The organism is Olsenella sp. Marseille-P4559, from assembly GCF_900605015.1.
Classification (GTDB): Bacteria; Actinomycetota; Coriobacteriia; order Coriobacteriales; family Atopobiaceae; genus Tractidigestivibacter.
The window spans coordinates 663,614-678,114 of record NZ_LR027574.1 but is presented as its reverse complement, the minus strand read 5'-3'; the positions used below and the strand labels follow the sequence as shown (position 1 = coordinate 678,114).

The 14,501-nt window shown below is 62.7% G+C and carries 15 protein-coding genes and 1 pseudogene; 13 read left to right on the top strand and 3 right to left on the bottom strand.

Going from position 1 to position 14,501, the window contains the following annotated elements; translation table 11 throughout:
- Window positions 1-5: 5 nt before the first annotated feature.
- The gene (locus tag E0E00_RS09315; RefSeq protein WP_130812252.1) at window positions 6-245 is read right to left on the bottom strand and encodes a hypothetical protein; all 240 of its coding nucleotides are present in this window, start codon (window positions 243-245) and stop codon (window positions 6-8) included.
- Between the two features lie 24 nt (window positions 246-269).
- On the opposite strand from E0E00_RS09315, the gene E0E00_RS09310 reads away from it, so the two are divergent.
- From E0E00_RS09310 to E0E00_RS09300, 3 genes and pseudogenes are all read left to right on the top strand, one after another.
- Window positions 270-752: a transposase gene (locus E0E00_RS09310; RefSeq protein ID WP_130812251.1), complete on the top strand. Its 483-nt coding sequence runs from the start codon at window positions 270-272 to the stop codon at window positions 750-752.
- Window positions 753-759: 7 nt separating this feature from the next.
- Window positions 760-1,053, top strand: a pseudogene (locus E0E00_RS09305) (hypothetical protein); the annotation flags it as partial.
- A gap of 397 nt (window positions 1,054-1,450) precedes the next feature.
- Entirely contained in the window at window positions 1,451-1,666 is a 216-nt protein-coding gene (locus E0E00_RS09300; protein WP_130812249.1) for a hypothetical protein, read from the top strand.
- A 66-nt stretch (window positions 1,667-1,732) separates the two neighbouring features.
- Here E0E00_RS09300 and E0E00_RS09295 read toward each other — a convergent pair whose 3' ends face one another.
- Together E0E00_RS09295 and E0E00_RS14390 are read right to left on the bottom strand one after the other, a co-directional pair.
- Window positions 1,733-2,326 carry a CdaR family transcriptional regulator gene (locus E0E00_RS09295; protein ID WP_165443639.1) on the bottom strand — a complete coding sequence of 198 codons (594 nt, stop codon included), beginning with the start codon at window positions 2,324-2,326 and terminating at the stop codon, window positions 1,733-1,735.
- A complete protein-coding gene (locus tag E0E00_RS14390) occupies window positions 2,313-3,278 on the bottom strand; it encodes a hypothetical protein (RefSeq protein WP_165443638.1) in 966 nt (321 codons plus the stop codon). The genes E0E00_RS09295 and E0E00_RS14390 overlap by 14 nt, the downstream gene beginning before the upstream one ends.
- Window positions 3,279-3,564: 286 nt before the next feature.
- Between E0E00_RS14390 and E0E00_RS09290 the strand changes: the two genes are divergently transcribed.
- The 10 genes from E0E00_RS09290 to E0E00_RS09245 all read left to right on the top strand — a co-directional run bounded on the left by E0E00_RS09290 (window position 3,565) and on the right by E0E00_RS09245 (window position 14,470).
- Complete coding sequence (locus tag E0E00_RS09290) at window positions 3,565-4,797, top strand: hypothetical protein (RefSeq protein ID WP_130812247.1); 1,233 nt, start codon at window positions 3,565-3,567, stop codon at window positions 4,795-4,797.
- A 13-nt stretch (window positions 4,798-4,810) separates the two neighbouring features.
- Window positions 4,811-5,800: an aminomethyltransferase family protein gene (locus tag E0E00_RS09285; protein WP_130812246.1), complete on the top strand. Its 990-nt coding sequence runs from the start codon at window positions 4,811-4,813 to the stop codon at window positions 5,798-5,800.
- 12 nt (window positions 5,801-5,812) lie between these two features.
- Window positions 5,813-6,637: an SDR family NAD(P)-dependent oxidoreductase gene (locus tag E0E00_RS09280; RefSeq protein WP_130812245.1), complete on the top strand. Its 825-nt coding sequence runs from the start codon at window positions 5,813-5,815 to the stop codon at window positions 6,635-6,637.
- A gap of 741 nt (window positions 6,638-7,378) precedes the next feature.
- Complete coding sequence (locus tag E0E00_RS09275; protein ID WP_130812244.1) at window positions 7,379-9,046, top strand: formate--tetrahydrofolate ligase; 1,668 nt, start codon at window positions 7,379-7,381, stop codon at window positions 9,044-9,046.
- A gap of 145 nt (window positions 9,047-9,191) precedes the next feature.
- Window positions 9,192-9,836: a cyclodeaminase/cyclohydrolase family protein gene (locus tag E0E00_RS09270; protein WP_207302707.1), complete on the top strand. Its 645-nt coding sequence runs from the start codon at window positions 9,192-9,194 to the stop codon at window positions 9,834-9,836.
- Complete coding sequence (locus tag E0E00_RS09265) at window positions 9,836-10,681, top strand: tetrahydrofolate dehydrogenase/cyclohydrolase catalytic domain-containing protein (protein ID WP_130812653.1); 846 nt, start codon at window positions 9,836-9,838, stop codon at window positions 10,679-10,681. Before E0E00_RS09270 ends, E0E00_RS09265 begins: the two co-directional genes overlap by 1 nt.
- A complete protein-coding gene (gene folE / locus E0E00_RS09260) occupies window positions 10,681-11,325 on the top strand; it encodes a GTP cyclohydrolase I FolE (protein ID WP_130812243.1) in 645 nt (214 codons plus the stop codon). Before E0E00_RS09265 ends, folE begins: the two co-directional genes overlap by 1 nt.
- Before the next feature lie 138 nt (window positions 11,326-11,463).
- Complete coding sequence (locus tag E0E00_RS09255; RefSeq protein ID WP_130812242.1) at window positions 11,464-11,865, top strand: formate/nitrite transporter family protein; 402 nt, start codon at window positions 11,464-11,466, stop codon at window positions 11,863-11,865.
- A gap of 62 nt (window positions 11,866-11,927) precedes the next feature.
- Entirely contained in the window at window positions 11,928-13,355 is a 1,428-nt protein-coding gene (locus tag E0E00_RS09250; RefSeq protein ID WP_130812241.1) for a folylpolyglutamate synthase/dihydrofolate synthase family protein, read from the top strand.
- Window positions 13,356-13,477: 122 nt separating this feature from the next.
- Window positions 13,478-14,470 (top strand): 3-hydroxyacyl-CoA dehydrogenase, encoded by a 993-nt coding sequence (locus E0E00_RS09245; RefSeq protein WP_130812240.1) that lies wholly within the window; start codon window positions 13,478-13,480, stop codon window positions 14,468-14,470.
- Window positions 14,471-14,501: the final 31 nt, after the last annotated feature.

Here is a 14,501-nt window from a genome sequence, read left to right as displayed (position 1 = left end):
GTCTATCAGCAAGAATGTGAGCGGGGAAGCCCGATGAGGTCCACGAAGGCCTCGAAGCATCCGCGGACAGCGTCAATGTCGGGGATGCGCTCGGGCAAAGAGCTCGGAAGGAGCGTTTCTCCCGGGAAGGGGCTGCTCTCGCCCTGTGGGGTGTGGTTGTGGGCTCCACCCGGGTAGCGCACGACGGTCGAAAGTTCGATCTGGAGGGCTGCGATGTGGCAGGTCTGCGTAACGGTGGTAGCCACCGTGTTGGCTCCTCGGGCTGCGTAATGGCCGTCGAGCACTATGGCCGTTCCCGTGCGCATGCAGCACGACGCCAGACGCTGCTAGACTTAGAGTCTGCATCGGCGACGAAACGGATCCGAGGAAGGGCAGCGACCGCAACGGACACCCTACAGCAGATCCCGACGGACGGGAGCGGGAGCGCCGACCTGCGCGAGCTGGCGCGCGTGCTCCTGGAGACGATGGTGAACGCAGCCATGGGCGCGCAGGCCGACGCCCCGTGCGAGGACGGCGCCAACGTCCGCGACGGCTATAGGGAGAGAGGGCCCGCGACCGCCGTGGGCGCGACCACGATGCGGATTCCCAAGCTGCGCGCGGGGACCTACTTCCCGGAGGGGATCATAGAGCGCCACAGCAGCGCGGACCGCGCCGCCGCGGCGGCCGACGCCGTGGGGGCGATGCCGGGGGGCCGGCTCGCTCCCCGAGGGGGCCGAGGCCGACGCTCTCGCCTGCCTCGGCTTCCCGGCTGAGTACCGCAGGCGCATCCGGACGAACGACTGCCAGGGGCGCACGAACCGCGGGACAAGGCACAGGGCGAGGGTGGCGCAGGTCCTCCCGAGCGCCGATTCCATGGTCCGCCTCATCGGCGCCGTCATGGCCGGGCAGGACGAGGGCTGGTCGTCCAGGCGCTGGATCGTGCCGGAGTCGCTCACGAGGCTGGAGGAGCCGGCACCCGCCGAGCGGGAGGCCGCCGACGAGTCGCGAGAGCGGGCGATCAAGGTCGTGCAGACGGCCATGGGGCTCGCCGACATGGGAGAGGGGGCGGCATGATGGTATGACGGGCGACGGATTCTAGGCGCTCAGCCGTTCCACCGGGCGGGTGCAGACACCAACATTCCCGACACTACCCTTGTTTGGTGGCGAAACGAAGGGTACCCCGCCGCTCGTGAAACGTTCTCACGAGCGGCGGGGGTTCTTGATGCGATGAATCTTGGAGATGGCATTTCTCTGCATGGACGCTAGTACGAACCGCCATACGTTTTACATGCCTACGTTCTGTTGGGGCTGTTCCGAGAAATCCCAGGCATTTCGTAGTCTGTCCTGCACTGCCGTCTAAGCCGATGCTCTGAGACGTCAAGGCAAGCGATTCTCCGCACATCGGGGTTCCTTGCGCGGGTGGCGACCTGCGACCCACATGGCTGCGGGCGCTCGTCAGAAGGAGGAGGACATGGCAGTTTCTGTCGACAGCAAGGTCAAGGTGCTCTGCAAGAACCCTGAGGCGGCGGCAATCATCTCCCAGTACTCGCCCGGCTTCACGACCGACCCGCAGATGAAGATGGTCTACGGCCTCACGCTGAGGAAGCTCGCATCTTTCCCACAGGCCAAGGATCTCGCTGATCACCTCGACGAAATCGACGAGAAGCTCAAGGCGTTGGGAGAGTAGTCGCCAGGAGGACAGTGACGCTAGCGTGCGGGGTGGGGCCGGACGGCTTCGCCCCGCTGCCTGTCTCTACCTGCGGTATTGCTCGACCATGTCCTGTGCACCGACTGATTCGGTATGCTCCTCGAAGCGCTTTTGCAGCTGATCGTGCAGCTCCATTGCCTTGAAGATCAGCTCGAGCCTGAGTCTCACGTCAGGGTTGGCTAGGTCCTCGCCAAGAAGCTCGCGAATCCTGTCGAGTCGCTCGATGAGCGTGGAGCGGTGGATGTAGAGGGCGCGGGCGGTACGAGTGACGTTCATGTTGTGCGCGAGGAAGCAGGCGAGCGTCTTAGTGTAGGAGATTCCGGACTCGCTGTCGTGGACGAGCAGGGCGCGCAGGCCTCTCGTATAGAACATCTCGAGGGGTAGCTTGCCAACCGAGTTCACGACCATCTCGGTGAGCGCGTAGTCTTGGAATCGGTAAAGCGGCGGGGCAGCCGGGTCGATGAGGCTGCCGTTCTCGAGCGCGATTGACGCCTGGAGAAAGTAGGCCTTCGCCTCGAGGAGGCTCGAGACGTGGTCTGACATGCCGGCGCGCATCTCCATCGAGGTGAGCAGGGGCAGCAGCCTGCGGACCAGCTTCTCGCGGCGCTGCCCCTCGGGGGCAAGGTCATCGATGCGCACGAAGGCAACGACCGGGAAACTGCTGCATCTTGTGTGCGAGGCGTAGACGTACGCAGACGTAGGTGCCCCGCTCGCTAGCCACCTGGAGGGCCGCCTTGCCGATGGCGTCGAGTGGCAGGTCGTCGCAGAGAGAGCGCAGGCTGTCTCGTATTGTGCTCCTGTCGGCGTCGGGGTCAAGGCTCTGATGGTTGAGCGCGTGGAGGACCATGTCGGCCAGGTACTCGATTGTGGGGGCATCGCCGGGGCGTGGGGCTTGATCGGGGTAGATCCAGGTGAGGCACCCGTGGTACCCCTCGTCGTCGAGGAGGTTTACGTTGAGGGTGACGAGCTCGGGGAAGTTGATGCGGAAGGCACCCCGTACGTCCATCGAGAGGTCATGGGTCGCGAGGTACTCGTCCAAGCTGGAAAGCGAGAGGCGCTCGCTGCCGGCAACGTAGCCGACCGACGCGGCCACTCCGCCTTTGGCCAGTGCCTGCTCCGCCTCTTTTCCCACGGCTGCCACGCAGTCAAAGTTGGCGTCGATTACGAGCATCGACCGGTTTGCGATCTGCTCGCTCGCCTCGAGCATCGCCTGTACGCTCGCATCTTCGTTGATGATGTTGTAGAGGGTCTCCTCCCAGAGGTCGTAGCGCTGGAAGATGCGCTGCACGGCGTTGAAGACTGCGTAGAAGTCGGCTGTGGCTGCGACGGTGATCACACAGCACCGCTCGCCAAACCAGCGCAGGCGGGCGGAGGTCCCGATGCAGACGATCACGCATCCACGCCCGACCGTGATGTGCCGGGGCAGACGCTCCTCACGAATCACGTAGAGGTGATCAGGCTCCAGCTCCGTGGAGCCCGTCTCATAGAGTTCGGGGCGCCGCAGGCGCATCTCCGTCTCGCGCACGCCGCGGATCTCGGGCGCAAGCGAGCGGGGAAGGTTGTCAAAGACGATGTCCGCATTGAGCTTCATGAGTCCTCAATCTGTAGGTGTTCAAGCACACACTCTAGGCGGCGTCGTTTTCGCTGCGAACGGTATATACGCAAACGAGCAGGTAATTCGGTGCGTGGTTCTCTCTCTTCGCATGAGGGGCAAACCCCTACAAAGCGTCGATGGCATGCCTCGATATTCTCGTCACTTTGGACCCTATTCGCGACGCGTACCGTCGCCCCAACATGGATGAGGACGGCACGGGTGGCACATGCGCGGGCCGCACCAGTAGGTGATGTGGGTTTTGTGCCAGCGAAAGGAGAAGAACATGGCTTTGAAGGACCATGTCGACACACATCGTGGTGTCGAGACCGCCTTCGGAAAGATCATCCCCGAGAAGGAGGCGTACTCGTACTGCCTGAGGACCATTGCCGCGTTCTCGGCCAACCTGTTCCAGGTGATGCGCATCCTCAACGACGATTGGGGTGACCGTACCGCCAAGATCACCGAGATTGCCAACATGATGAACTGCGCGGCGTGCTCGGGGTCGCCCGACCAGCTCCAGGACTACCTCAACCAGTTCTACGACGACTGGAACATCCCCGAGCTCGTGAACCGCGAGGCGTGGATCGGCGCGATCTGGGGAGACTATGGGGACGAGGCCGAGGACATGGCCGGTCGTGTGATCCAGTTCACGCGCGACCGCGTCGAGAAGGAGCTTGACTCCTGTCCGTGGGACATTGTCGGATCAGAGATGTGCAACATGACGACTGGCATGTTTACAGCCAACTTCGACATCGCGGCCGGAGGTCAGCATGGAGTGATCACCAACGATGTGGCACTCAACATGTGCGAGGCCCGCGGCTGCGGCAACCCCCATTGCCGCGTCGTCGCCGAGCGCCTGGACAAGTTTGGTGGCGAGCACCAGGGATGGCTCGACCACCGCAACCAGTGTACACAGCCCGTACACGACACGCCGCCTGAGCGCCGCGTCAGGCATGCCCAGGGCCTCAGGAACGGCCAGTACACCCAGACCTTCGGCGAGGAGAACTCGCTCGAGTGGCAGTACAACTGGGTTGCCAAGATGGGTTGGGTCTGGTCGGTCTCCTTCCCGCTGATCGCCATCCGCGACATGGCTGCGTCTGACGAGGAGTTCGAGCGCATCTTCAGGGTCGTCTTCTCGACTGCTGGCAAGAACGCCTTCATCGACCCGTTTGCCCGTGAGGGCCTGCGAGCCTGGCTGAACGTCCCGCGCGACATCGGCGACAACGACCCACGCGTCATGGGCGCCTACATCGGGGCCATCATGGGCTGCCAGCTCGTGCCGTTCGAGTGGGAGGCATTTGACTCCGACGGCGTGACCATCAAGGTCTCGACCGATGACTTCAACGGCCGCTTCCCGATGGCGCCGATGGACGAGATAACCATGGGATACGAGGCCCAGTGGCACAACGCCGTCAAGACGCTCGTCTCGCCCGAGTGGTCCGTCTGGTTCGACGGCAAGGACGACGAGTACCAGCACATCAACGTCGGCCGCAAGGCCGACGACCACATGGCATAGGGAGTGACGAGAGATGCTGTTCAAGGATGACGAAGTCGCGCGCGCCGACGCCATGGCAGTCAGAAACGCCTGCGGCTGGTATCGATGGACCCATGGCACCATCGACGTGAGGGGGGCCGACGCAACCGAGCTTCTCGACCATCTGCTGGTCAATACCGTCGCGACTTGCAAGGTTGGCCGCGAGAGGTACACCACGATGCTCGACGAGACGGGCGGAATCATCGACGACCTCATGGCAATGCGCCTCTCCAATGACCATTGGTGGCTCTCCACGCTCTATGGTCCGCAGATGATGAGATGGATTGCCGCGCACAAGGGGGATGCCGACGTGATCTTCGAGGACATCACGCTTGACATCGACATGTATTCCGTGCAGGGGCCAAGGTCCGTTGAGGCCATGGACCAGCTCGTGGCCGATCCCGTCGACGGTCTCAAGCGCTTCCAGATTGTCGATACCAGGGTGGGGGACGTGGACGTTCGCGTGGACCGCGGCGGCTTCACGGGAGAGCTTGGCTTCGAGATTTACTGCAGGCGCGCCGACTCCGGAAAGATTGCCGATGCCCTGCGCGCGACCGGCGCCCATGAGGTCTACACCCTCGAGGTCTACGTGCGGAGCCTACCCATGGAAAAGGGCATGGCCCTTAGGCAGGACTACCACCACCTCACGCCCTTCGAGGCAAACCTAGGCTGGTCGGTGCACTTCGACCAGAAGGGTGACTTCATCGGCCGCGCGGCGCTCGAGCAGGCCGAGAAGGACGGGCCGCGCTGGGCCTTCATGGGCGTTGAAATCGAGCGCGAGAGCTACGAGGACATCGCCCAGAACGAGATAGTGCGCAAGCGAGGCATCCCGGTGGGTAAGTGCCGCCAGATGATCTATGGCTACACGGTCGACAAGAATGTCGGGTTTGCCGTCGTCGACGCGAAGAAGTGCCCCATCGGCACCAAGGTGACCATAGGCCCAAACGACTCACCGGCAACGATCGTCGAACCCAAGTGGTGCTAGGGGAGGAGAGAAATGGCTACTCAGAAGGATAAGGTCACGCTGCTTATGGGCTGCGCCTCCGGCATGGGCGCAGCCACGCTCAAAATGCTGCTGGCTGATGGCGCCAAGGTCGTGGGATTCGACAACAACCGAGAGAACATGGCCGACACTCTGGACGAGATCGTCGAGGAGATGGGCGACTACCCCGGCACGCTCGAGATGGTCTACGGTGACGTGAGGCGCGCCGAGGACCGCAGGCGCGCACTCGACCTGGTTCGCGAGAAGTACGGCACGCTCGACACGCTGCTCTACGTGGTGGGCGTGCTCGACCTGATGTGCCCGGCGCACAAGACTGACGACGATCTCTGGCAGTACGTGATGGACGTCAACTGCAACGACTGCTTCTACACGGTGCGAGACGCGCTGCCGCTCCTGCTTGACCACGAGGGGCCCGCCGCCAGCGTCGTGATCGTGGGGTCGGTCGGCGGGATCTACGGATCCACAGCGGGGGCCGCCTACGTGACCTCCAAGCACGCGGTTCTCGGCCTTGCGCGCAACCTCGCCTGGTCCTACCACTGGAGGAACCTCCGCGTGAACGTCGTTAACCCCGGTGCGATCATCTCGGGGATTCTCGGAAACGCGATGGAGAAATGGCCAGACCGCGACGTGATGGACGAGGAGGGCAACGACCTCTACAACGTCCGCGGCGGCGTGTCGCTCGGCTTGGACGCCGACGGCAACAGCATGATGGGTGATTCCGAGGACATCGCGCGCGCCATCATGTTCCTCATCGACGACGACAACAAGTTCGTCAACGGGGAGCAGATGACGATCGACGGCGGTTGGACAAGCTTCTAGAGAGAGCTGTACAAGGCAGGTGCGCATGCTTACCGGATGGCATCGCACCCACCAGGTGCGTCGTGTGGCGGCTTCCGGATAATTGGGACGACGGAATCCCCAACAGATTGATCGCATCATTCGGGTGTCGGCTTGGCAACTGCCGCGACCGCTGGAGGCGGATAACCGACCAGGATTTGCGCCCGCAATGACGCCGGATTTCGCCGTCTAGGTATTTTCGAACGGTTAGGGCAGCCTAACCATCCGGGATTTGCAGGAAAGACCCGCTGGGGCGGAAATACGCGGAATCTCGTCATTTGACCAGCCCTAACCGTCCGAATCCCGCATGGTTGGCTCATCCTCCCAGAAGGCAGAAGGGTTTATCCGAAGCTGCTGCCGGCATCTGCCCATGCGTGCTCCGGAGTGTCTCCCTTGGGCAATTCGCCGATTGCTTCTCGCCGGTTGCGGCGGTTTTTCCATTGTGGCCACGTCTGGGAGGTCGGTAAATCGACGTGTAAGGCAAGCGGGGCGAATGGTTCCCAAAGTCTGGTATCCAGGCGCGGAAGCGAGGCGGATGCCATCCGGTCAAAGCTTGGTGAAGGCCCACGGATCCAAGGAGCCTTTTGTAAGAGTCAGACGGAGATGCGAACTTCTCTGCCCAAGTCCCTTCCATTGCAACACAATGGAGGGCGGTCAGTTCGTCCCGTGAGACTCGGTAACCATTGGCGTCGACCAGCGCCATAAAGCGAAAGGAAGCATGCGATGGCAAAATCAGACATTGAGATTGCACAGGAAGCGAAGATGGAGGACATTTTCGCCGTTGCCGAGAAGGCAGACCTCTCTCGCGACATGATTGAGCCTTACGGCTACACCAAGGCAAAGGTGGACATCCACTCCTTGACGGGCAAGCCGCTTAAGGGCAAGCTCGTCCTCGTGACAGCCATCAACCCCACGCCTGCCGGTGAGGGCAAGACCACCACGTCCATCGGTCTGTCCGATGCCATGAACCGCCTGGGCAAGAAGACGATGCTCTGCCTGCGCGAACCGTCGCTCGGTCCCGTCTTTGGCGTGAAGGGCGGTGCCGCCGGCGGCGGCTACGCCCAGGTTGTCCCCATGGAGGACATCAACCTCCACTTCACCGGCGACTTCCATGCCATCGGCGCTGCCAACAACCTTTGCGCCGCCATGCTCGACAACCACATCAAGCAGGGAAACCCCTTTGGCATCGACCCGCGCCGCATCGTGTGGAAACGTTGCGTCGATATGAACGACCGCCAGCTCAGGAGCATTGTCGATGGTCTCGGCGGCATTGCCAACGGCATGCCGCGCGAGGACGGCTTCGACATCACCGTGGCCTCTGAGGTCATGGCCTGCTTCTGCCTCGCCACTGACCTCATGGACCTCAAGGCCCGCCTCGGCCGCATGGTCATCGCCTACACCTACGACAGGAAGCCCGTGACGGTCCACGACATTCACGCCGAGGGTGCCATGACGGCGCTCCTGAAGGACGCCATCAAGCCCAACCTCGTCCAGACGCTCGAGAACAACCCCGCATTCGTGCACGGCGGCCCGTTCGCCAACATCGCCCACGGCTGCAACTCCGTCGAGGCCACGACCACGGCGCTCAAGCTCGCGGACTATGTGGTTACCGAGGCAGGTTTCGGTGCAGACCTTGGTGCCGAGAAGTTCTTGGACATCAAGTGCCGCTACGCCAACCTGCACCCCAGCGCGGTCGTGCTCGTGGCCACCGTTCGCGCGCTCAAGTACAACGGCGGCATCGCAAAGGCAGACCTTGGCCAGAAGAACCTCGAGGCGCTCGAGAAGGGCATGCCCAACCTGTTGCAGCACGTCTCCAACATCAAGGATGTCTGGGGCCTGCCCGTGGTGGTTGCCATCAATGTGTTCCCCACGGACACAGCGGCCGAGCTCAAGGTGGTCGAAGACAAGTGCCACGAGCTTGGCGTGAACGTTGCACTCTCCGAGGTCTGGGCAAAGGGCGGAGAAGGCGGCGAGGCGCTTGCCGAGGAGGTGCTGCGTCTCTGCGACCAGCCCAACGACTTTCGCTTTGCCTACGACGTCGACGACTCCCTCGAGAACAAGATGAACGCCATCGCCACCGAGGTCTACCACGCCGACGGTGTCGACTACACCACCAAGGCTGCCAAGCAGCTTAGGGAGCTTGAGGAGCAGGGCTTTGGCAAGCTTCCCATCTGCGTTGCCAAGACGCAATACTCCTTCACCGACGACCAGCACAAGCTCGGTGCCCCGCGCAACTTCCGCATCACCGTGCGCAACCTCAAGGTCTCTGCCGGAGCCGGCTTCATCGTAGCGCTCACGGGCGACATCATGACGATGCCCGGACTCCCCAAGGTGCCTGCCGCCGAGAAGATCGATGTGACACCTGACGGCAGGATTATCGGGCTGTTCTAGAGTCTCCCCGGGGGGCTCCCGCGCTTCTCTAAGCCCGACAATCCTGCCAGTCGCCTTCGGGCGATCTTCTCGGCGGCACCTGGGGGAGACCCGGAGCGAACCTACTTTTTCTTATTCGGACCTTTTTCCTTCTTTTGGAGGGTGGATGGATACTGTAGCTCACATGTGGCTTGATGAGTTCTCGGATGTGCTCTCTTCCAAGGCTCCGGCGCCTGGCGGGGGTGGTGCCTCGGCAGTTGCTGCCGCAGTAGGTGCCTCGCTTGGGCAGATGGTCGCGAGCCTCACGCTTGGCAAGAGGAAGTACGCAGACGTGCAAGGCCGCATCGAGGAGCTCATTCCGCGCTTCGAGGCCGTTCGCGCAGAGCTTCTCGCCCTGGCCGACGAGGACGCCAAGGCGTTCGAGCCACTCTCGCGTGCCTATGGCCTTCCCAAGGCAACCGAGGAGGAGCGTGTACGCAAGGCCGAGGTCATGGAGGCGGCACTGCGTTTGGCATGCGAGCCGCCGCTCAAAATCATGGAGAAGACCTGCGAAGCCATTGACCTGGTAGATGAGGTGAGCCGCATTGGCACCAAGATCGCGATCAGTGACGCGGGCGCCGGAGCAACGATTCTCTCGGCAGCGCTCAAGGCGGTGAGCCTCAACATTTTTATCAACGCCAAGTCGATGACAGACCGCGACTACACCGAGAGCCTGCTGTCTCGTACGCAGGAAATGCTCGACGAGGGATGCAAGAAGGCCGACAATGCCTACTTGCGAGTTGAGAGGGGAATCCGTTGGCCCAGCAGATAATGAAGGGGGCGCCGGTCACAAAGGCGCTCACAGAACGCCTTGTGCCCCAGGTGGAGACACTGGTCTCCCAGGGCGTGCGCCCCACGCTTGCCATCGTGCGCGTGGGGGAGCGCGAGGATGACCTCTCGTACGAACGTGGTGCCACAAAGAGCGCGGAGAAGGTGGGCCTTGGGCTGCGCAAGTTCGCATTGTCCGTGGACTGCACCCAGGAGAGCCTGGCAGGCGTCATTCGCGAGGTGAGCGAGGACCCCGGCATCCACGGCTGCCTTCTCTTCCGGCCGCTCCCCAAGACCCTGGACGAGACGGCCATCTGTACCGCGCTTGACCCCGCCAAGGACGTCGACTGCATCACGCAGGGGTCTCTCTACGGCGTCTTTGCCGGTCAGCCCGTTGGCTTTCCGCCATGCACGGCCGAGGCAGTGGTCGAGCTTCTCGACTACTACCAGGTCCCCCTCGAGGGAGCCAAGGTCACCGTGGTCGGGCGCTCGCTCGTTATCGGCAAGCCGGTCTCGATGATGCTCCAGGCGAGAAACGCCACCGTCACCATGTGCCATACCCGCACGCGCGACCTTGCGGCGGCGTGTCGCGATGCCGACATCGTGGTTGCCGCGGCTGGCCACATTGGCACGGTGGGGGAGGCCTGCGCCTCTTCTCGGCAGGTTGTGGTCGATGTTGGTATCAACTGGGACGAGAAGGCCCAAAAGCTCGTGGGCGATGTGGACTTTGATGCCGTCGAGCCAATCGTGCGAGCCATTACGCCTGTTCCGGGTGGTGTTGGCTCCGTTACCACGGCGGTGCTCGCCAAGCACGTTATCGAGGCGACGCAGAGGACGGTGGAGAGGTGATGGTCTCGTTCGAGGACGAGGACTACGACCTTCCCGAGCAGACCGAGGGTCTCGGTAGGACTTCGGAGCTCGCCTATGGGAAGCTCGACAAGCCGCGCGTCGAGGCTGCCGTAAGGGAGCTTCTTATCGCCATCGGCGAGGACCCTGACAGGCCGGGGCTTGTGGGGACGCCAGACCGCGTTGCGCGTGCCTACGAGGAGATTTTCGGTGGCATGCGAAAGGACCCGGGCCACTATCTGCGCAAGCAGTTCCACGAGCCTGGCAACGAGGAGATGGTCGTTGTGCGCGATATCCCCTTTGCCAGCATGTGCGAGCATCATATCCTGCCTTTCATGGGCAGGGTGGGCGTCTGTTACATCCCACGGGACGGTCGTATCACGGGGCTCTCGAAGATTGCCCGATGCGTTACGGGATACGCCCGTCGGCTTCAGCTGCAGGAGCGCCTCACGAGTCAGATTGCCGACGCGATGGTGCGCGAGCTTGACCCTCTCGGCGTTCTTGTTGTGGTCGAGGCGGAGCATACCTGCATGACCATCCGCGGCATCCGCACCCCTGGTGCGAAGACCGTGACCTCGGCCGTGCGCGGCTGCCTCAAGAGCGATTCCAAGACGCGCTCCGAGGCACTGAGGCTGCTCGGGCTCTAGCTCTGGCTCTCCTAGTGCGCTGTGACAACTATTGATTGTTTGGGACCCGGCAAGCCCAGACCCTTGGGAGGTCGTGTGCCATGGATGCAAACCAGCTAGATTACCTGTCTCCCGCTCAGACCCTCAAGAAGACGGTCAATGTGGGGGTCTCTAAGGCATCTAGCGAAGTCATCGCTGTCGCCCATGGCGGCCTTCTGCCGCGGCATCATGTGCAATGTGATGGTGTGCCTGGCCGTTTGGATGTCGTCTGCGGGGCACTCTGTGGCCGACAAGTTCCTGGCCTGCGTGATGCCGGTCATGGGCTTTGTCGCATCTGGGTGCAAGCGCTCCGTCGCCAACATGTTCTTTCTCCCGTATGGGCTTGTCGTCCAGCTGCTTGGCCTGGGCGGCGAGGTCCCGGGGATTCTCGCTCTTGGCGTGTGTTCCAACCTGCTGTGGGTGACCTTGGGAAACCTGGTTGGGGGCACCATCTTGGTTGGTCTTGGATACTGGCTTGCCTATGGTAGAGCGTCCATGGCCGACGCGCATGCAAATGGCTAAGCTTAGATGGTTTTGATGTAGGGCCGCGCGGCCAGGCCGTGCCGAAGGGCGAGAGAGACACCATGTATCATCTTCCGTTTGACGTTCCCCAGACAACCTACGACGAGGCGCTAGGGACGCTTCACTCCGCACTGCGCTTTGGCATCTGCCCCATGCTTGAGGGCGTTGAGGACATGCTTGCCGAGTTGGGGGACCCTGACCTCGCCTTCGAGAGCGTCCAGATTGCAGGTACCAACGGCAAGACCTCGACGGCCCGGTATGCTGCCGCGCTTCTCGCTGGCGAGGGGCTGCGCGTGGCGCTCTACACCTCGCCCGAGCTCGTGAGCCACACCGAGCGCATGGAGGTTGCCGCCCACCCCGTTTCCAAGAGCGCCTTCGCGCGTGGCATTGCCGCCGCCTCTGTGGCGGGACAGCGTGTGAACGCGCGACGTGCCCATGCGGGCGAGAGGCCCTACGACATCACCGAGTTCGACCTGCTCACCGTTGCCGCGTGCGCGGTGTTTGCAGAGGCGGGCGTAGACGTGGCCGTGCTCGAATGCGGCATGGGAGGCCGCTGGGATGCCACGTCTGCGGTTAAGTCCATCAAGAGCGTTGCCGTGACGGGCATCGGCCTTGACCACATGCGCATCCTGGGGGACACCCTCGAGAAGATTGCAGGCGAGAAGGCTGCCATCATCAAGCCGGGACGCACCTGCGTCTTGGGCGTGGGGACGGCAACGCCTGTGACTGTGGAGGACGTCCTTCTCGACCAGTGCCGTGCCGTGGGTGTCACGCCCACGCTCCTGAGGCCCGAGGTGCTCTCGGACGCGGTGGGGGAGATGCATTCCGGTATCCCTTGCGAGCGCGCAGAGCTCCCGCATGCGACGTACCGCGTGATCGAGCAGCCCAACCGCATCGGCGGCTCGCTTGTGCTCGACGTGCGCACGACGCGGTCGACCTACGCCGAGGTGAGTGCGCTCAAGCCCTCCTACCAGGCCGCAAACGTGGCATGTGCCGTGCAGCTTGCCGAAGACTACCTTGGCCGTCCGCTTGACGCCGATAAGCTCTTCGACTCCGTGGTTACCTGCCCCACTCCAGGTCGTTTTGACGTGGTGCGTCCCGAGCCCATGGCGCTTGTTGACGCCTGCCACAACCCCCAGGGCGTTGCCGCCTTCCTCGCGGCCGTGCGCGCGGTGGCACCTAACGTGGCGAATCGGCCCGTGCTTCTCTGCGCGGTTCTCGCCGACAAGGACGTCGAGGGCATCGTGTGCCTGCTTGCCCCGGAGTTCCCACGCGTCGTGTGCGCCCAAACCTCGTCACCGCGGGCCCTTCCCGCCAAGGAGCTTGGTGCGCTCTTTGCGACCGCAGGCAACGCGCCCGTTGCAGCGTTCGACTCGGTTTCTGGGGCAGTGGCAGCGCTTGCCAACGAGTCGTTCGTGGCCTGCGGATCCATCACCACGGCTGGTGAGGTGACGGGCATCTTTCGCCCCGGCGTGCAAAACCGCGGCTAGCTCGTCAGTGGGACGTGCTGCCCCTCGTGGTGGACCTGCATTTCACGTGTTGGCTGTTACCAAGGCCGAGTACGATAAAATCGCGAATAGGAATCGTTACGAAACCGATGAAAGGACATGCCATGGGCTTTAAGAAGATTGTGGTCGCCGGCGGTGGCGTGCTGGGCTCGCAGATTGCGCTGCAAGCGGCATATTGGGGCTACGACGTCACTATTTGGCTGCGCTCCGAGAGCTCTATCGGCCGCTGCCAGCCCAAGCTCGACAAGTTCGAGCAGCAGTACCTCGAGGCCATTGAGGGCATGAGGGGCGCCAAGAGCGCGAGCGACCCTGCATGGTGCCCCGGTATCGCCGACTTCGGCTCGTTCGATGCGGACGAGTGCACCGCTCGTGTGCGCAAGGCCCACGATGAGATGAAGCTCGAGCTTGATCTCGCCAAGGCCGTGGCCGATGCCGACCTCGTGATCGAGTCGATGGCCGAGGTGGTCGACCAGAAGTCAGACTTCTTCAAGAAGGTCGCCCCTCTCATGCCCGAGAAGACCATCATTGTCACTAACTCTTCGTCGCTCTTGCCCTCGCAGTTCACCAAGGACACCGGACGTCCCGACCGCTACCTGGCGTTGCACTTTGCCAACTCCATTTGGAAGCATAACGTGACCGAGGTTATGGTGCAGAGCGAAACGAGCGACGCGTCGTTTAAGGCAGTGCTCGACTTTGCCCGTGGCATCCACATGGAGCCGCTGCCCGTGAAGAAGGAGAAGGCGGGCTACCTGCTCAACTCCCAGCTCGTACCCTGGATGCTCTCGGGCCTCGACCTCTATGCCAACGGCGTCTCCGACCCTCAGAGCATCGACAAAGCCTGGACTTCGGGCACCGGTGCCCCCAAGGGTCCGTTCCAGGTGTTCGACACCGTGGGCCTCACCACCGCCATGAACATCGTTGACCAGTACCAGAAGGTGCCTGGCATCGCGACCCCACTGCTCAGGAAGATGATGCTGCCCTACAACTTCAAAGGCATGAAGGCAGTGCTCCAGAAGTACATAGACGAGGGCAGGCTCGGCATGGCTGCTGGTGAGGGTTTCTACAAGTACGATGAGAATGGTGACATCATCAGGTAGGCCGGCGCAGATGTTGCCGCTACCTATGGGA